The following is a 16,596-nucleotide window of genomic DNA, read 5'->3' as shown; positions in this document are numbered from 1 at the left end:
TCGCCCAGCTCCGGCTCGGTTCAGTGGAACTGTCCTTCTTCGGTGGAGCCCTTCAGCGCGACGGTGGAGGACTCGGGGTTGAGCGTGGTGGAGATGGCGTCGAAGTAGCCGGTGCCGACCTCCCGCTGGTGGCGGGTGGCGGTGTAGCCCTGGTCCTCGGCGGCGAACTCCTTCTCCTGCAGCTCCACGTAGGCCTTCATCTGCTCCGACTTGTAGCCCTTGGCCAGCTCGAACATCGAGTAGTTCAGGGCGTGGAACCCGGCCAGGGTGATGAACTGGAAGGTGAAGCCCATCGCGCCCAGCTCGCGCTGGAACTTGGCGATCGTGTCGTCGTCGAGGTGCTTCCTCCAGTTGAAGGACGGGGAGCAGTTGTAGGCCAGCATCTGGTCCGGGTGCTCGGACTTCACCGCCTCGGCGAACTGCTTGGCGTACTCCAGGTCCGGGGTGCCGGTCTCCATCCAGATCAGATCGGAGTAGGGCGCGTAGGCCTTGGCCCGGGCGATGCAGGGCTCGATGCCGTTGCGGACCTTGTAGAAGCCCTCTGCGGTGCGCTCCCCAGTGAGGAACTCGGCGTCGCGCTCGTCCACATCGGAGGTGATCAGGGTGGCCGCCTCTGCGTCGGTGCGAGCGATGATCACCGAGGGGGTGTTCGCGACGTCGGCCGCCAGGCGGGCCGCCTGCAGGGTGCGGATGTGCTGCCCGGTGGGGATCAGCACCTTGCCGCCCAGGTGGCCGCACTTCTTCTCGGAGGCCAGCTGGTCCTCCCAGTGGACGCCGGAGGCGCCGGCGCCGATCATCGACCGCATCAGCTCGTAGGCATTGAGGGGACCGCCGAAGCCGGCCTCGGCGTCGGCGATGATCGGCACCAGCCAGTCCTCCACCGTGCGGATTCCCTCGAGGTACTCGATCTGGTCGGCGCGCTGCAGGGCGTTGTTGATGCGGCGCACCACGTTCGGCACCGAGTTGGCCGGGTAGAGCGACTGGTCGGGATAGGTGTTGCCGGAGAGGTTGGCGTCACCGGCGACCTGCCATCCGGAGAGGTAGATGGCCCGCAGCCCGGCCTTGACCTGCTGGACGGCCATGTTGCCGGTCAGCGCACCCAGGGAGTTGGTGTAGGTCCCCTCGGCGTGCTCGGCGGTCAGCTGCTCCCAGAGCTTCTGCGAGCCCCGCTTGGCCAGCGTGTGCTCCTCCTGCACCGAGCCCTGCAGCTTGGCCACCTCGTCGGCGCCGTAGTCGCGCCGCACGTTCTTCCACCGCGGGTTGGTGTCCCAGTCCTGCTGGATGCGCTCCACGCGCTCCTCGAAGTCTCCGCGGATGTCAGTGCTTGCGTTGACGGTGGCAGTCACAGTGTTCTCCTTCGAATCGGTGACCAATGGATCGTCGACCAGTGGTTGGTACTTCTCCAGTTTTCGGCCCTCTTGAACCCCCTGACCACAGAAATATAAGAAAAGATCTTCACTTCTTCGCGCTGCGACAAGAAGCGCGGGAACTCATGGTGGATCACCCACGATGGCGGTCCTGATCAGGGAAAAAGCGCTTAAGTCTCGCGAAGATCGACGAGAGGGCCCCTCGCTGGGCGCCGTCACCGCTCCGCCGTAGTCTTGTGACACAGACGACATCCGACTCGGAGAGGACACATCGATGGATCTGACCCAGGCCAGCGCGATCGTCACCGGCGGGGCCTCCGGGCTCGGGCGAGAGACGGCCCAGATGCTGCACGACGCCGGAGCCGGTGTCGTCGTCGTGGACCTTCCCGACGGCGGCGAGGCGAGCCCCGACGGCGTCACGCGTGCCGAGGCGGTGGCACGTCTCGGAGACCGCGCCCGATTCTGCCCCGGCGACGTCACCGACCCCGAGACCGCTGTGCGGGCAGTCGCCCAGGCCCAGGAGCTGGGGCCGCTGCGGGTGCTGGTCAGCTGTGCGGGCATCGCGACTCCGGGCCGACTGGTGGGCCGCGGCGGGACGCTGCCGATGGAGGACTTCATGAAGGTGCTGTCCATCAACGCGGGCGGCACGGTCAACATGATGGCGCAGGCCGCCGCGGCGATGCGCGAGAACGAACTCGACGGCGAGGACCGCGGCGTGCTCATCAACACCGCTTCCGTGGCCGCCTATGAGGGACAGATCGGCCAGGTCGCCTACGCGGCCTCCAAGGGCGCCGTGGCCTCGATGACGCTGCCGGTCGCCCGCGAACTGGCCTCCTCCCAGATCCGCACTGTGACCATCGCCCCTGGCCTGTTCGAGACGCCGATGATGGCGGGGCTGCCTGAGGATGCCCGCGAGTCGCTGGCCTCGAAGACGCCCCATCCCGCACGGCTGGGCCGGCCTGCCGACTACGCCCTGCTGGTGCGCCAGATCATCGAGAATCCCATGCTCAACGGTGAGGTGATCAGGCTCGACGGCGCAGTGCGGCTGGAGCCTCGGTGACGGGAGCCGGATCGCCGTTCCGTCTCATCTGCTGACGCGCGTGCGTGGCGGACTGCGCGGGCCACGACTCTGGTGTTGAATGGGCCCCGCACCACCCGGGACGACGACCTCCGCCGAGACGACACGCCCACGTCAGGCGGCACACCAGCAGCGACACATCCAGCGGATGGAGACCACCGATCGATGAGCACAGCGCGTCCGGACGAGCCCGTGCCGCCTGACGCGACCGAGTCTGCAGATTCCCCTGCCTCCTCCGCTTCCGCTGCCTCCCCCGCTTCCCCGGGATCCGCCGCCTCACCCATGCCCGGCGCCGAGGTCGAGGCCGCCCGAGCATCCTCGGCGCGCGGATTCCTCGCGGAGTACCGCTGGGGCCTCGGCGTCATCGGCGGGCTGGGCCTGCTGCTGCTCCTGCTCGTCCTCGGGCTGATCCTGACCGCGAACCCCCACGGGGGAACCCCGACCGACGAGGGCGATGGCCGCGGCACCGCCGGTGAGGACCGGGCGACCGGCCCGCTCGGCGGCGAGGCACGCCCGGAGAAGAGCGGCCATGAGGATCTCCTTCCCGCCGGCGGCGAGGCCTTCTCCGATGGTGAGGGCCTCGTCGTCGGAGAGGACATCCTGCCCGGCACCTACCGCCAGGACCCCGGATCGGGCCCGGAGGACGCGGTCTGCTTCTATGTCATCTACGCCGACGTCGGCGAATCCACCGTGCGGCGCACCGGGGCCGACGACCGCGGGATCGCGGTCCTGGAGGAGGGGGAGATCCTCGACTCGGTGGACTGCGGCGACTGGCTCCCGCTGGAGGACACCTTCCCGGAGCGGCCTGCCGACGAGTTCGGCACCGGCATGCACGTCGTCGGCGAGCATGTGGAGCCCGGAACCTATGAGCTGGAGTGGGATGAGGACACGATGCTGTGCTGGTGGGACGTCTTCCGGGACCTGCGCGGGGACGGTCACACCCTGGACTCAGGTTTCGTCCCCCGCGATGATCCCGAGTTCGGCGAGCCGCTGCGGATCACCCTCGTCGACCACGAACAGCTCGTGGTCAACTCGGAGGCCTGCGGCACCTGGACGAAGGTGAGCTGACACGCGGCGAGCTGGGCCTCAGGGCCTCTGCCCTCCTCACTGAGCCCTCAGTTCTACTACACTGCGTAGAAGAATCCATCTCCACCGACCCCAAGGAGCGCCATGCCCCGCATCACCGTCGGCCTGGGCGGGATCCTGATCCTGCTCGGCATCATCGCCTACATCGCCACCTCATTCGCCAGCTGGACCGCCTTGATCCCCGCGATCCTCGGCGTCGTGCTGCTGATCAGCGGTCTCATCGGCTTCAAGAACGCGAAGATCGGCATCCACATCGCCCTGGTGGTGGCGCTGCTCGGCGTCATCGGCACCTCGATGAACGTGATGCAGCTGGGCGAGCTGTTCGCCGGCGAGGCCGAGCGCCCCGCCGCCGTCATCGTCAGCACCATCACCTTCGTGCTGCTGATCGTCTACATCATCGCCGGTGTGCGTTCGTTCATCCGCGCACGCCGCTGGAAGGACGCCGAGGCCTGAGCCTCCCCGCACCGTCGCCGTGCGGACAGCCGATGGGCCGCCCCGAACGCCTCGGGGCGGCCCATCGTCGTCTCATGCCGTCGATCACCGTCTGATCCGGTCGATCCCAGGTCACCCTCCGGAGCCGGTGCAGTCCAACTGACCGGGCTCCATCTCGATCTCCTCGACGTCCAGGAGGCCGGCGAACTCCGAACCGAGGACCACATCCACCGTGAAGTCGTCACGGCCATCGACGTCCACCAGAGCCCCGGGGATGTGACGCTGCACGGTATAGGCCTGGCGCAGCCCTCGCTCACCGGCGCGGATGATCACATCGAAGCCGGTGTCGGCGAAATAGTCGTTGTCCACGGATTCCACTCGGAAGTCCCGGTCTGCCAGCTCGTCGGCGACGTCACCGGCGAGCCCTGGCTCGTTGGTGGAGTTGAGCACCTCCACCGGCACCCGTTCGGGAACCACGGGCGACAAGGTGCGGCTGGGGCAGTCCTCCCCGGCCGGAATGGCGCCCCCACCGACGATCGCGACGTCGATGGTGCCGTCGATCATGAGCCAGCTGCCAGCGGTGACGGCACCCAGGACGCCGATGGTGCCGGTCGCCACGACGATCTTCTGCCGCCGGGTCGCCGACGTCGGGGAGCTGCTCATGCCTCCATCCTATTTCCGCCGAGCGGCCGAAGGCCTCAGGGCAGCGCTGGCTCGCAGTCCAGATCCTCGGCGAAGAGCCCGACGCCGTCCTCCTCCGCCTGAGCCCAGGCCTCTTCCACGGGGCCGAGGAAGCGGTCGTTGGGAGGATAGTGGACCGGAACCCCGAAGCCGTCCCGGGCCATCTGGACGTTCAGCAGCACGTCGTCGGCCCATACTCCGGCGAGCAGGCGGTCATACCGGTCGGTGCGCTCCTGGTCGAACTCCAGGATGACGGGATCCCCCGGGGCGACCAGTGACTCCATATGCGCCGAGGACTCCGGACCCAGACATTCGACCGGCTGGTGAGGGTGCACCGACTCCGGGGTGTCGATGTTCAGGAGCCGAACCCGCTCCTCCTCTCCGTCCAGCTCCACGACGAGCGTATCGCCGTCGACCACGCGCACGAGGGTGGCGTCTTCACCGTCCTCCGACGGCGACGGGGCGGCACCTTCTCCCGGGCTCTGGATCCAGCTGATCAGCGCGCCGAGGAGGACCACCAGCACGAGCCCGAGCAACCACCACAGCAGTCCCTGACTGCCGCTGCGACGGCGTCTGAGCGACCTGCCGCCTCCGGCGCTCCTGGAAGCAGTGTGCAGCGACCGGCGCATCGATTTCCGCACATTCCGGCGCATCTCGTTCTTCAGGTACTGGTCAGGCATGCATATCAGCCTAGGCGGAACCGAGGTCAGAACTTCTCGGGACGCAGCACCTCGACATCGATGACCCACACGGTCATCGCGTAATCCCGGTAGTAGTGCTCCCGCAGATACGCAGAGACCGCCTGAGCGGTGCCCGCGTCACAGACGACCTCCACGCGGATGTTCGCGCTGGCCTCCCAGCCTGCATCGCGCACTCCTCGGCGGCCCTTTCCCCGGGCGTCGGTGATCGTATGCCCACGAGTGCCGAGCTGCTCCAGATCACGCAGGATCTTTCCCTCCAGGGCCGCCTCGGTGACGATGGTCAGCAGTTTGCGCGCGTGCGGTTCCATGAGCCTGCTCCTAGCCATGCACCCAGGTGGCCATGGCGTGGTAGATGGGTATGCCGATCAGGACGTTGAACGGAAAAGTGATGCCCAGGGCGGCGGCCAAGGACAGCGTCGGATTCGCCTCCGGCACGGAGATGCGCATGGCGGCCGGGACCGCGATGTAGGACGCGCTGGCAGCCAGCGTCGCCAGCACCACCGTGCCCCCGAGGGAGAGGCCCAGCAGCATGGCTGTTCCCGTGCCCACCACTGCGGAGAACAGCGGCATACCGATGGCGAATGCGCCCAGAAACACCCCATGTCTCCGGAGCCCTCCTACCTGGCCTGCTGTGATGAGCCCCATCTCCAGGAGGAACAATGCCAGAACCCCCTTGAAGAGGTCCATGAACAGAGGCTCGAGCGGAACGACGCCCTCAGGCCCGGCGGCCCAGCCGATGAGCAGACCCCCTAGCAGGAGCACGATGCCCTTGCCCAGGAACACCTCGTGCATCACCGAGCCCCAGCGTGTGGACCGGCTGACACCCCTGGCGAGCACGATCCCGACGAGGATCGCCGGCACCTCCAGAAGGACCAGCAGCAACGGCATATGTTCTTCGAAAGGCACACCGCGACTGCCGAGATAGGCAACGGCCACAGCGTAGGTGCCGACGCTCACTGAGCCATAGTGCGCGGCGATCGACGCAGCATCCACGCGAGCCAGCCGTCCCAGGAGGCGGAGCACAGGGAACGCGGCGAGGGCGAGGAGGAACCCCATGGCCACCACTCCGACCATCTGCGGCAGCAGCTCACCCAGGGGCTGCTTCGCCAGCTCCACGCCCCCTTTGAGCCCGATGGCCAGCAGCAGCACGATGGTCACCAGCTCATAGACGGCGGCAGGCAGCCGCAGCTCGGAACGCAGCAGTCCGGCCGCGATGCCGAGGACGAAGAAGAGGATGACCGGGTCGAGCATGCGGCGGGTCCTTCCGGGAGGGTCCTGCACGACGGGGCCACCAGGCGGCGACCGCATTGCTGACACACAATACACGACTTTTGTTTCGTGCTTGTTCTGTCACCCTGGATCTATACTGACCCCGTGCCGGATTCAGAGTGGACCTTCCTCACCAACCACGCCCATGTCATCCTCTGCGTCGCCAGAGAGCCCGGCATGCTCGTCCGGGAGATCGCCCGGAAGGTCGGGATCACCGAGCGCGCCGCCCAGCGGATCCTGGCGGATCTGATCGCCGACGGATACGTCGACAAGGAGCGCGAAGGTCGCCGCAATCGATATCGAATCCATCGCGACCGGCCCCTTCGACACCCCCTCGAGCGCCACCACAGCATCGGAGAGCTCCTCGCCACGCTCGGCGACCCTCCTGCATGACACGGTCGATGCACCGCCCCACGAGGCGCGTGGACACGCCTCACACCCTGCGGCACACCCCACGTCGGCGCCGCGTGTTCATTATGTTCATATAGCGTCATCCATGACGTCGGCCCTTCTCTCGCATGCCCGGCCGTGTTAGCGTCGTGGCAGAGAAGAACACCGAAGGATCACGAGAACCGGTCACACAGGCTCTGGCTTGGCCGGTCGGCAACCCTTTCCCGCGTGACGGGGTGCCCCAGATGACGATCCGGCCGCGAAGCTCGTATTCACTGAGATGGATTTATCTTCAGCGGCAAGCACGGCGCAGGGGAAGCCTCCCTGTGGCGCCTCATGAACGATGATGAACGCCCCACACGGAGGACCCTCCATGACACCATCTGTGCCGTCCGCCGGCACTCTGCCTCAGCACGCCCTGGATTCTGACGACCACACGCCGCACACCTCCTACCTGGTGCAGCGCACCCGACGCCGGTCGCTGATCTCTTTCGAGGTCTTCCCGCCGCGTCCCGCCACCGCCGGCCGCGACCCCTGGCGCAGCATCGAGCTGCTGGCCGAGGCCGGTCCGGACTACTTCTCCGTCACCCATGGCCACAACCAGCCCGAGGGGGCCAATCTGGAGGTCATCCGGCACCTGCTCCGGAGCACTCCCTCCCCCGTGATGGCGCACCTCATCAGCGCCGGAAGATCTCCTGCCCAGGTGCGCCGGGCAGTGGAGCAGCTGCTGGACCTCGGCGTCCGGGACGTCCTGGCCCTGCGTGGGGACCCACCGGGCGGTGGCCGGGAGTGGATCCACCAGCCCGCAGGCCTGAACCGCGCCGCCGAGGTGGTGCGTCTGGTCAGGGAGGTGGAGCAGGAGCGCCTCGACCCACCCGAGGGGCCCGGCGCCCGCCCGGTGTCCATCTCAGTGGCCGCCTATCCGCCCTCCGGCACGGACCGGGACCACGAGGCGGACCTGTGCGCACTGTGGGAGAAGCAGGAGGCCGGCGCCGACTACGCCATCACCCAGGTGTTCTATGACCCCGAGGACTACGCCCGCCTGGTGGACGACGCCCGATCCCAGGGCATCCACCTGCCGGTGGTCGCCGGGCTGGCCCCGCTGACCAGCCCCAAGCGGCTGCGACGCCTGGAGGAGATCTCGGGAGTTCCGGTGCCGCAGCACCTGCTCGACTACCTCGACGTCGCCGACCCCGCCGAGCGACGGCGCCGCGGGGTGGCCGCCACGCTGAACCTGATCGACGCGGTCCTCGAGCTCGGATGTCCCGGCCTGCACCTGTTCACCTTCAACCAGCACCCGGCCGCCCTGGCGATCCTCGATCACCTGAGGATCCGAGACGCCGCACGTCAGCAGCGGGTCCTACCCGAGCTGCCCTGACGCCGGAGCACACTGCTCCCTGCCTGACAGGGACCCGTCATTCCTGCGGACCGCGTCGCGGTCGGCTGTCCTGGTGCGCCCTGCGGCCTCGCCCGGAACGAACCGCCCGGGCCCCTGCGATCCGTCCATCACCTGCATCTGACCCCAGACACATCTGACACACATGACAGAGGAGACATCATGACCACCACCCCTGCCCGCCCCGAGGACCAGCCGCCCGCTCAGGTTCCCGCCCTTCCGGCGACCGTGCTCGGCTACCCGCGCATCGGACCGAACCGGGAGATCAAGAAGGCGCTGGAGGCCCATTGGCGCGGCGGAGACGTCGACGCCCTGCAGGAGGCGATCCGGGCTCACCGCTCCCGTACCCTGGGCCATCTGGCAGGCCTGGGCCTGGAGGCGGACTCGGCGATCCCGGCCGACGGCGCCGTGATCGATCAGGTCCTGGACGCCTCGATGCTGCTCGGCCTGGTGCCGCGGCGCTTCCGCGAGGCCGGGTTCTCCGCCGCCTCCCCGGATTCCGGCGAGGGCCTGGCCCTGGTCTCCGCGCTGGCCCGCGGCACCTCCACGGTGGAGCCGCTGGAGCTGACCAAGTGGTTCGACACCAACTATCACTACTACGTGCCGGAGATCGAGCCAGACGTCGCCTTCTCCCCTCAGCCGGACGCCGTCGCCGAGCGCTACCGCACCTTCCGCGATCTGGCCGCAGAGACCGCCGGCGGATCCCTCCCCCGGCCCACCCTGCTGGGCCCGGTGAGCTTCCTGCTGCTGGCCAAGGCCGTCGGCGCGGAGAGCCAGGCCCCGGACGGCACAGCGGGCGACGGCGGAACCGTCCCGCAGGCATCGCGGTTCGACCGGCTCGACGAGCTGGTGACCGCCTACTCCACCCTGCTCCGCGCCCTCCATGACGCCGGCGCGGCCTGGGTGCAGCTGGAGGAGCCCGCGCTGGCCTCCGACGGCTGGGACCTCCCGCGGGAGCAGATCGTCACCGGCCTGCGCACCGCCTACACCGCGTTCGCGGGGCTCACGGAACGCCCGGCCCTGTTCGTGCCGGTGAGCTACGGCACCGCCGGCGACGACGCCCTGGCAGCCCTCGGCGCAGCCGGCGTCGAGGCGGTGGGCCTCGACCTCGAACGTGGCGTGCTCCCCCCGGAGCAGGCCCTGGAGCCGCTGACCGGACGGACTGTGGCCGCCGGCGTCGTCGGCGGACTGAACGTGTGGCGCACCGATGTGGCCCGAGCCGCCGGGCTGCTGGACCAGCTGCGGACGCGGCACGAGGGTCCGCTGACGGTGAGCAGCTCCACGTCGTTGCTGCATGTCCCCCACGACGCCGCCCGAGAGGCGCAGCTGGACCCGCAGGTGGCCGGGTGGCTCGCCTTCGCGGACCAGAAGGTCGGTGAGGTGCTGGCGCTGACCGGTCACCTCTCCGAAGGCCCAGACGCTCTGGAGGGCCTGCGTGCCGACGACGCCTCGCGTCGCAGGCTCCGAGAGCAGCACCCGCAGGTCCGGGTGGAGGCGGTGCGCCGTCGTCTGGACGAGGTGCTGCCCCAGGATCGTCGGCGGGCCGCCGCCGAACACCGGCGGGCCGCCCAACAGGCGGCTCTGGATCTGCCACCGCTGCCGACCACCACGATCGGCTCGTTCCCGCAGACCGCCGAGATCCGCCGAGTGCGGGCCGCCCACCGACGCGGCGCCCTCGACCAGCAGGGATACGAGCAGGCCATCCGCGGGCAGATCGCCGACTGCATCCGCCGCCAGGAGGACCTGGGTCTGGACGTGCTGGTGCATGGCGAGGCGGAGCGCAACGACATGGTCCAGTACTTCGCGGAGAACCTGGAGGGGTTCATCACCACCGCCCACGGCTGGGTGCAGTCCTACGGCTCCCGCTGCCTGCGACCGCCGATCCTCTTCGGCGACGTGCACCGTCCCGCCCCGATCACCGTGGAGTGGACCCGCTACGCCGCCTCGCTGACCCGTCGGCCCGTCAAGGGCATGCTGACCGGCCCGGTCACGATCCTGGCCTGGTCCTTCGTGCGGGATGACCAGCCGCTGGCCGCCACCGCCGACCAGATCGCCCTGGCCCTGCGGGACGAGGTGGAGGACCTGCAGGCCGCCGGGACCCGGATCATCCAGGTGGATGAGCCGGCACTGCGGGAGCTGCTGCCGCTGCAGATCGCCCAGCGACCCGAATATCTGCGCTGGTCGGTGGAGTCCTTCCGACTGGCGACCTCCGCGGCGAAGCCGGACACCCAGTTGCACACCCACCTGTGCTACTCGGAGTTCGAGACCGTCATCGACGCGATCGACGCCCTCGACGCCGACGTCACCACCCTGGAGGCCTCCCGGTCCGGCTTCGAGGTGGTCACCGCCCTGGCGGAGCACGGCTTCTCCCGCGGCATCGGCCCGGGCGTGTGGGACATCCACTCCCCGCGGGTGCCCAGCGTGGACGAGCTCATCGAACGGCTGCGGCTGGCCGCTGAGGTGCTGGACCCGCAGATCGTGTGGTCCAACCCGGACTGCGGCCTGAAGACCCGCGGCTGGGAGGAGACGGAGGCCTCGCTGCGCCACCTGGTCAACGCCACCGCGGTGGTGCGCGCCGAGCTGGCCCGGGTCCCGGCGGGGGTATGACGCCCCGGCGGTGAGGTCAGGATCACGACGGCGGCGGGCCGGTGTCCGCGGAGCTCGGCTCTGCGGACACCGGCCCGCCGTCGTCGTCGTGCGCAGGCTCCGGGGCTCCGAGCCGCGGTCAGTCCCGCTCCCACGGCTTCGGCGGCGCGCTGGTGAGGGTGACGTCGCCGTCTCCGGTACGCAGGGCGATCCGGCAGGGCACCTCGTCGTCATCCTCCCTGTCGGCAGTCTCCTCTCCGAGGTCGACGTCGACCTCCCCCGACGCCTCGGTCTCCACCGTGCACCGCCACGGATCCTCCTGGGCCGGCAGGGTGATGCTGATGTCCCCCCGGCCGGTGCTGACCTCCAGGGACGCCGGCAGCGCGGTGTGGGTCAGGTCCAATGATCCGACCCCCGTCTGCACAGCGACGACCTGGCCGCTCAGCTCTTCGGCGTACACCTCGGACTGGAGAGTCCGGACATCGACGTCACCCTGGATCCCGAACAGCATGACCTGGCCGGCCACGTAGTCGGGCTCCCCCACCACGGTGACCTCGGCGAGGTCTCCTCCGGTCAGCCACAGGTCGAGGTCGCCTTCCAGGTGCTGGACGGTGTAGTACCTGCCCTCGGCGGAGACCACACTCAGGTCCGGTTCGCGCGGGATCAGCAGCTCCTGATCGACCAGGGTCCCGCAGTCCGGGGCGCACCGGGTGGTCACGGCGGTGGCGCCGTCGAGCTGGGTGACCTCGGTGAAAGGGTCTCCGGGCACCCGGTGGAGGTTCTCTGTCAGCTCCATGCCGTCACGGTCCTGCCCGGAGAACGTCATCTGCAGCGCCTCGCCGGTGTACCAGATCGCATCCTGCGGATCACCGAGAGTGCGTTGGATCTGCTCCGGCTCGCGGCCGCCGGCCAGCCAGGTCATCTGGAGGATCGCCGCCAGAGACGGGTTCACACAGGCGGCCAGCACCACCGCGGTGAGGACCGCGCCGATCCCGCCCCACAGCCTGCGCGGCCATGGCCGGTCGGTCGTCGAGCTCATGAGGGTCCGCTCTCCGCGCCGGAGGACAGGTACGTCAGCACGGCCAGGACCCGTCGGTTGTCAGTGCTCGCCGGCGGGATGTCCAGCGTGGAGAAGATGGCGTTGATGTGCTTGGACACCGCCGAGTCGCTCAGGTGCAGCGTGGCGGCGATCCCGGCGTTGGAGCGCCCCTCGGCCATGAGTCCGAGCACCTCCCGTTCACGGCGGGTCAGCAGGTCGATGCCGTCGCGCCCGGCCCGGCGGGTCAGCAGCTGGGAGACCACCTCCGGGTCCAGGATCGTGCCGCCGTCGGCCACGGTGTGCACCGTCCGCAGGAACTCGTCGACGTCGGCCACCCGGTCCTTCAGCAGGTAGGCGACGCCGCGGGTCTCCCCGGTGAGCAGATCCACCGCATAGCGCTCCTCCACGTACTGGGACAGCACCACCACCGCCAGAGCGGGGTCCTCCCGGCGCAGCTGCAGAGCGGCCCGGATGCCTTCATCGGTGTGGGTGGGCGGCATGCGCACATCCACGATCACCAGATCGGGCCGGTGCGCGGCCACGGCTTCCAGCAGGGCGTGGGCGTCCCCGACGGCGGCCGCGACGTCGATGCCGTCGTGGGTCAGCAGGCGCACCAGCCCTTCCCGCAGCAGCACCGAGTCCTCCGCGATGATCACCCGCATGGCAGCACCGCCGTCACCGTGGTTCCGCCGCCCTGAGGACTGCGGATCTCCAGTCGTCCGTTGACCGCATTGACGCGGCGGCGCAGCCCGGTCAGCCCTGTGCCGGACTCCGGATCCGCACCCCCGGCGCCGTCGTCTTCGACTGCGACCCGCAGCTCGTCCACCTCACGGAGGATGGTGATCTGCCCCCGGCCCGCTGCGGCGTGGCGCATCGCGTTGTTCAGGGCCTCGGCCACGACGAAGTACGCCACGGCCTCGACGCTCACGGCCGGGCGCGGAGCGACGTCGACCTCCACCGCGACGGGGAAGGGCGCGCGATCGGCCAGCCCGGAGACGGCGGCGTCGAGCCCGCGGTCCTCCAGCACCGCCGGGTGCAGCCCGCGCACCAGATCCCGGATCTCCTGCAGGGCCGAGGTCACCTCGCCCTGGGCGCGGACGAGCGTCTCGCGCAGCTCCTCGGGGTCTTCGGCATGGATGCGGCGAGAGAGGCCCAGGTCCACGGCGAGCGCGGTCAGCCGCTGCTGGGCGCCGTCGTGGAGGTTGCGTTCGATCCGGCGTCGTTCGGCATCGGCGGCGTCCACTGCGTCGGAGCGTGCCTGATCGGCACGTCGGATGCGGGCCTGCAGCTGGGCGGCCTCGTCGGTGCCGTAGAAGGTGCGCAGCAGGCGCCGATCCAGCTCGCTCAGGCCATGGATGATCCACGGGGAGGCGATCAGCGTGGCCGCGGCCAGCAGTCCGAGCAGCAGGCCGGCCATATCGCCGAAGAGGGTGGAGCGCGAGAGCAGCCGGTCCCCGGTGAGGGCCAGAAGCAGGAGCACCGTCGCCGTCACCGTGGAGAGCACCGCGACGACGGCCAGCAGGCTGGAGACGACGGCACCGCCCAGGGACCGGCCGAGCATGCCCGGCTTGGTCCGGTCGTTCTTCCGGATGATCAGGCAGCGCCACCAGGGCAGACCGTCTGGGGTCGGCGGCGGATTCAGCGTCTCCCCCAGCAGGTGGGTGGCTCGAGAGACCTGGAGCTGATCCGCGATGCGCGCCGCCGCCGGGAGGGCCACGACCATGACCGTGACGGTGGCCACTACGCGAGCCGCCAGGGGCCGCCAGTCGATGCCGCCCAGGAGGCCGGGGTCGGCCGCTCCGGGGCTGGAGGCCAGGGACCGCCACAGCAGCAGGAACACCGTCATCGGCAGCATCCAGACCAGCCACCCGGTGGTCAGGGAGATCAGCTCCGTGACCATCCGCTCCAGCCGAGCCCGCAGGCTGAGCCGGACGCCGTCGTCGGGCGCCGCGCTGGCCTGGGGCTGCGGTGTCGTCGTCATCATCTTCGAGCCTAAGCGGCCTGGGCGGGGACGGCGAGCCGGGCAGCTGCCCGGTCCTGGTGCAGAAAACTGCACCCGGACCGGGCATCATGGCGGGCCAGAGTCAGCGCTTCAGGGCGTTGGCCACGTCCTCCAGCAGCTGCGGGATGTCGTCACGGTGCGTCACGGCCTCGATGAACACCAGCTTGTCGCGGTTCTCCATGGCGTCCTGGCAGGCCTGCAGCAGCTCGGCCTCGGTGGTGGCCCTGCGGAAGAGGTGGTCCTCCTCCGCGGCGCCGAAGAGCTGCGGCACCAGCTCCCACCGCCAGGGGGCGATGTCGTTGTAGACCTCATCGGGGCCGTGGATGGCGCGCTCCACGGTGTAGCCGTCGTTGTTGACCAGCACGATCACAGCCGGCAGCTTCTCCCGGATGATCACGCCCATCTCCTGGATGGTCAGCTGGGCGGAGCCGTCGCCGATCAGGAGCATGGGCCGGCGGCTGCGGTCGGCCAGGCCTGCCCCGAGGATGGCAGGCAGGGTGTACCCGATGGAGCCCCACATGGGCTGGCCGATGAAGGTGGACTTCGCCGGGAACCGGTGGGTGGCCATGCCGAAGTAGCTGGTGCCCTGGTCGGCGGCCACGATGTTCTCCGACTCCAGCTGGGAGGCCAGGATCTCCCACATTCCGTTCTGGGTGAGCGGGCCCTCGGCCGGGTGGCGCGGGGCCTCCGGCTCGGGCGCCTGCGCGGCGGGCATGGGGACGACGTCGTCGAGGTCGACCACCACCCGGTGCACCACGGCGAGCGCCCGCTCCAGGGAGATGGGGGTGAACAGCTCGTCACCGACGCGGGCGCCGAAGCGGGTGACGTCGACCATCCGGGCGGGGTCCAGGTCCATGGAGAACCCGGCAGTGGTGTTGTCGGTGTACTCCACGCCGAGGGTGATCAGCGCTTCGGCACCTTCGATGACGTCGCGGACACGGTCCTGGGAGGCAGCGCCGGCGTAGATGCCCACGAAGTTCTCATCCGACTCGTCCACCAGGGTCTTGCCCCAGGCCAGCGTGGCGAAGGGCAGGTCGGTGTCCCCCAGGAAGCTGGCGAGCTCCTCGGTGGCGCCGAGGCGGTGGACCAGCAGGTCAGCGAGCACGGCGGTGCGGCGACCGGGCAGGAACCGACGCAGGGCCTCCTCGAAGGCAGCCTCCGCCCCGGGCGTGGTCACCGGCAGGTCGGTGGTCAGCGGTTCGGTGGGCGGAAAGGCAGGGACCTCGGCGACGTCGGCGGCCAGCATGAGGTAGCCGGGGCGGCGGCGGAAGACGACGTCGCGCAGCACCCGGTCGATCTCCCAGGTGGCGGTGGCGGCGTCGAGGTCCGCGTGCGCGCAGGTCACCTCCTCGGCCATGCGGAGGAAGTGCTTGAAGTCGCCGTCACCCAGCGAGTGGTGGATCTTCCGGCCCGAGGCCTGGGTCTCCTTGGGCGGGGCGCCGACGATCTGGACCACCGGCACGGACTCCGCGTAGGACCCGGCCAGGGCGTTGATGGCGGAGAGCTCGCCGACCCCGTAGGTGGTCAGGAAGGCGCCGATGCCGCGGATGCGGGCGTAGCCGTCGGCGGTGTAGCCGGCGTTGAGCTCATTGGCGGAGCCCACCCAGCGGATGGTCTCGTGGGCGACCACGTGGTCGAGGAACCTGAGGTTGAAGTCGCCGGGGACGCCGAAGAGCTCGGTGAGGCCCAGTTCGGCGAGACGGTCGAGCAGGTAGTCCCCGATCGTGTAGCCGGGCGGTGTGGGGACGTTCGGGGTGGACCGGGTGTCGGGCATGGGGTTCGCCTTCCGTGAGGGGCGGCGCGCCTTGTGGGCGGCCGCAGATCGGTGGTGGTGAGGGCGCCCCGGATCACGGGGCGCGTTCCTTCCCTGTACGGAAACGTTAGGCGACAGACCCGTGTCTCAGGGAATCGGCCCGCTCAGCACCAGGGCGAGGGGCCCGACGTGAGGCGGTGTGCCCCTCCGCAGTGGACCGCCGGTCGCCTCAGGCGGCGCCTGCCTGACGCCGTTCCCGCTCCGCCAGACCCCAGGCGGCCACGCCGCCGGCTGCGGCCATGACCAGGCGAGGAGCGGGGACGTGAGCCTTTCGCAGAGCCGACTCGAGGGCCGTGTCGGACCACAGGCTGATCCGCATGACACCGTAGGTGGCGGCCCCACAGAGGAGGCCGAGGCCCAGACGAGCCGGCAGGGGCGCGGCGCCTTCGCCCGAACCCTCGTCACCCCCGTCTTCAATGGGGTCACCAGCGGGTTCATCAGCGGAGTCCCCGGTCTCCTGATCCAGGTCCACGCCGGCGGCGCGGGCGGCCTGCTGGACCCGATCGGGGGCGAATCCGGCGGCGGCGACGAGCAGGGTCGGGGCCCAGACGAGCGTGCCACGCAGCCAGCGTGGATAGCGACGGACGGGCACGAGTCCGCTCACTCCAGTGAGCACTCCTTGGCCCGCCGGACTGCGGCAGATCTCCAGCAGCGGGGATGAGGTCCTGGACGAGGTCCTGGGTTATAGGCCAAAATGTGTGTACAGCGCGGCCGGGGATCGTTGATATAGCGGGGATGTAGGGGCCTGCACATGCT

General features: G+C 69.7%; 16 protein-coding genes and 1 riboswitch. Of the genes, 6 read left to right on the top strand and 10 right to left on the bottom strand.

What is annotated here, in order from left to right; genetic code table 11:
- Positions 1 to 20: 20 nt before the first annotated feature.
- Positions 21 to 1,316 carry an isocitrate lyase gene (aceA, locus tag SD455_RS11300; protein WP_139827842.1) on the bottom strand — a complete coding sequence of 432 codons (1,296 nt, stop codon included), beginning with the start codon at positions 1,314 to 1,316 and terminating at the stop codon, positions 21 to 23.
- Between the two features lie 325 nt (positions 1,317 to 1,641).
- Here aceA and SD455_RS11295 point away from each other — a divergent pair, with 325 nt between their 5' ends.
- The 3 genes from SD455_RS11295 (at position 1,642) to SD455_RS11285 (ending at position 3,984) form a co-directional block, all read left to right on the top strand.
- Positions 1,642 to 2,427 (top strand): SDR family NAD(P)-dependent oxidoreductase, encoded by a 786-nt coding sequence (locus SD455_RS11295; RefSeq protein WP_070158397.1) that lies wholly within the window; start codon positions 1,642 to 1,644, stop codon positions 2,425 to 2,427.
- Between the two features lie 183 nt (positions 2,428 to 2,610).
- A complete protein-coding gene (locus tag SD455_RS11290) occupies positions 2,611 to 3,513 on the top strand; it encodes a hypothetical protein (RefSeq protein ID WP_070158396.1) in 903 nt (300 codons plus the stop codon).
- 102 nt (positions 3,514 to 3,615) lie between these two features.
- Complete coding sequence (locus tag SD455_RS11285) at positions 3,616 to 3,984, top strand: hypothetical protein (RefSeq protein ID WP_070158395.1); 369 nt, start codon at positions 3,616 to 3,618, stop codon at positions 3,982 to 3,984.
- Positions 3,985 to 4,095: 111 nt separating this feature from the next.
- Here SD455_RS11285 and SD455_RS11280 read toward each other — a convergent pair whose 3' ends face one another.
- From SD455_RS11280 to SD455_RS11265, 4 genes are read right to left on the bottom strand one after another with little or no spacing between them, the layout of a single operon-like run.
- On the bottom strand, positions 4,096 to 4,626 hold the full coding sequence (locus SD455_RS11280; protein WP_070158394.1) for a LytR C-terminal domain-containing protein: 531 nt from the start codon (positions 4,624 to 4,626) through the stop codon (positions 4,096 to 4,098).
- 35 nt (positions 4,627 to 4,661) lie between these two features.
- Complete coding sequence (locus SD455_RS11275; protein ID WP_445508158.1) at positions 4,662 to 5,324, bottom strand: thermonuclease family protein; 663 nt, start codon at positions 5,322 to 5,324, stop codon at positions 4,662 to 4,664.
- Positions 5,325 to 5,350: 26 nt separating this feature from the next.
- Entirely contained in the window at positions 5,351 to 5,653 is a 303-nt protein-coding gene (locus SD455_RS11270) for a P-II family nitrogen regulator (RefSeq protein ID WP_070158392.1), read from the bottom strand.
- A gap of 10 nt (positions 5,654 to 5,663) precedes the next feature.
- Complete coding sequence (locus SD455_RS11265) at positions 5,664 to 6,596, bottom strand: sodium-dependent bicarbonate transport family permease (RefSeq protein ID WP_070158391.1); 933 nt, start codon at positions 6,594 to 6,596, stop codon at positions 5,664 to 5,666.
- A gap of 123 nt (positions 6,597 to 6,719) precedes the next feature.
- Here SD455_RS11265 and SD455_RS11260 point away from each other — a divergent pair, with 123 nt between their 5' ends.
- From SD455_RS11260 to metE, 3 genes are all read left to right on the top strand, one after another.
- A complete protein-coding gene (locus tag SD455_RS11260; RefSeq protein ID WP_070158390.1) occupies positions 6,720 to 7,007 on the top strand; it encodes a helix-turn-helix transcriptional regulator in 288 nt (95 codons plus the stop codon).
- A gap of 168 nt (positions 7,008 to 7,175) precedes the next feature.
- A riboswitch (SAM riboswitch) is annotated at positions 7,176 to 7,315 on the top strand.
- A gap of 62 nt (positions 7,316 to 7,377) precedes the next feature.
- Positions 7,378 to 8,382, top strand: a complete 1,005-nt coding sequence (locus SD455_RS11255; RefSeq protein WP_445508157.1) for a methylenetetrahydrofolate reductase — start codon at positions 7,378 to 7,380, stop codon at positions 8,380 to 8,382.
- A 180-nt stretch (positions 8,383 to 8,562) separates the two neighbouring features.
- On the top strand, positions 8,563 to 11,007 hold the full coding sequence (gene metE, locus SD455_RS11250; protein WP_445508156.1) for a 5-methyltetrahydropteroyltriglutamate--homocysteine S-methyltransferase: 2,445 nt from the start codon (positions 8,563 to 8,565) through the stop codon (positions 11,005 to 11,007).
- A 118-nt stretch (positions 11,008 to 11,125) separates the two neighbouring features.
- Here the strand turns inward: metE and SD455_RS11245 are convergent, their stop codons facing one another.
- The 5 genes from SD455_RS11245 to SD455_RS11225 form a co-directional block, all read right to left on the bottom strand.
- A complete protein-coding gene (locus tag SD455_RS11245) occupies positions 11,126 to 12,025 on the bottom strand; it encodes a hypothetical protein (RefSeq protein ID WP_445508155.1) in 900 nt (299 codons plus the stop codon).
- Positions 12,022 to 12,687: a response regulator transcription factor gene (locus SD455_RS11240; protein WP_070158972.1), complete on the bottom strand. Its 666-nt coding sequence runs from the start codon at positions 12,685 to 12,687 to the stop codon at positions 12,022 to 12,024. Before SD455_RS11240 ends, SD455_RS11245 begins: the two co-directional genes overlap by 4 nt.
- Complete coding sequence (locus tag SD455_RS11235) at positions 12,678 to 14,006, bottom strand: sensor histidine kinase (RefSeq protein ID WP_445508154.1); 1,329 nt, start codon at positions 14,004 to 14,006, stop codon at positions 12,678 to 12,680. Before SD455_RS11235 ends, SD455_RS11240 begins: the two co-directional genes overlap by 10 nt.
- Before the next feature lie 103 nt (positions 14,007 to 14,109).
- Entirely contained in the window at positions 14,110 to 15,801 is a 1,692-nt protein-coding gene (locus SD455_RS11230) for an alpha-keto acid decarboxylase family protein (protein ID WP_445508153.1), read from the bottom strand.
- Positions 15,802 to 16,009: 208 nt separating this feature from the next.
- Positions 16,010 to 16,444: a hypothetical protein gene (locus SD455_RS11225; protein WP_445508152.1), complete on the bottom strand. Its 435-nt coding sequence runs from the start codon at positions 16,442 to 16,444 to the stop codon at positions 16,010 to 16,012.
- Between the last annotated feature and the right edge of the window lie 152 nt (positions 16,445 to 16,596).

It is taken from the genome of Nesterenkonia sp. K-15-9-6 (assembly GCF_052656005.1).
Note: the sequence above shows the minus strand (reverse complement) of the source record. Positions and strands in the feature narration are given on the sequence as shown.

Excerpts from the sequence above, each read along its gene's own strand:
- SD455_RS11295 (WP_070158397.1), top strand. The coding sequence starts at position 1,642 with ATGGATCTGACCCAGGCCAGCGCGATCGTCACCGGCGGGGCCTCCGGG.
- SD455_RS11290 (WP_070158396.1), top strand. The coding sequence starts at position 2,611 with ATGAGCACAGCGCGTCCGGACGAGCCCGTGCCGCCTGACGCGACCGAG.
- SD455_RS11285 (WP_070158395.1), top strand. The coding sequence starts at position 3,616 with ATGCCCCGCATCACCGTCGGCCTGGGCGGGATCCTGATCCTGCTCGGC.
- SD455_RS11280 (WP_070158394.1), bottom strand. The coding sequence starts at position 4,626 with ATGAGCAGCTCCCCGACGTCGGCGACCCGGCGGCAGAAGATCGTCGTG.
- SD455_RS11275 (WP_445508158.1), bottom strand. The coding sequence starts at position 5,324 with ATGCCTGACCAGTACCTGAAGAACGAGATGCGCCGGAATGTGCGGAAA.
- SD455_RS11270 (WP_070158392.1), bottom strand. The coding sequence starts at position 5,653 with ATGGAACCGCACGCGCGCAAACTGCTGACCATCGTCACCGAGGCGGCC.
- SD455_RS11265 (WP_070158391.1), bottom strand. The coding sequence starts at position 6,596 with ATGCTCGACCCGGTCATCCTCTTCTTCGTCCTCGGCATCGCGGCCGGA.
- SD455_RS11255 (WP_445508157.1), top strand. The coding sequence starts at position 7,378 with ATGACACCATCTGTGCCGTCCGCCGGCACTCTGCCTCAGCACGCCCTG.
- metE (WP_445508156.1), top strand. The coding sequence starts at position 8,563 with ATGACCACCACCCCTGCCCGCCCCGAGGACCAGCCGCCCGCTCAGGTT.
- SD455_RS11245 (WP_445508155.1), bottom strand. The coding sequence starts at position 12,025 with ATGAGCTCGACGACCGACCGGCCATGGCCGCGCAGGCTGTGGGGCGGG.
- SD455_RS11240 (WP_070158972.1), bottom strand. The coding sequence starts at position 12,687 with ATGCGGGTGATCATCGCGGAGGACTCGGTGCTGCTGCGGGAAGGGCTG.
- SD455_RS11235 (WP_445508154.1), bottom strand. The coding sequence starts at position 14,006 with ATGACGACGACACCGCAGCCCCAGGCCAGCGCGGCGCCCGACGACGGC.
- SD455_RS11230 (WP_445508153.1), bottom strand. The coding sequence starts at position 15,801 with ATGCCCGACACCCGGTCCACCCCGAACGTCCCCACACCGCCCGGCTAC.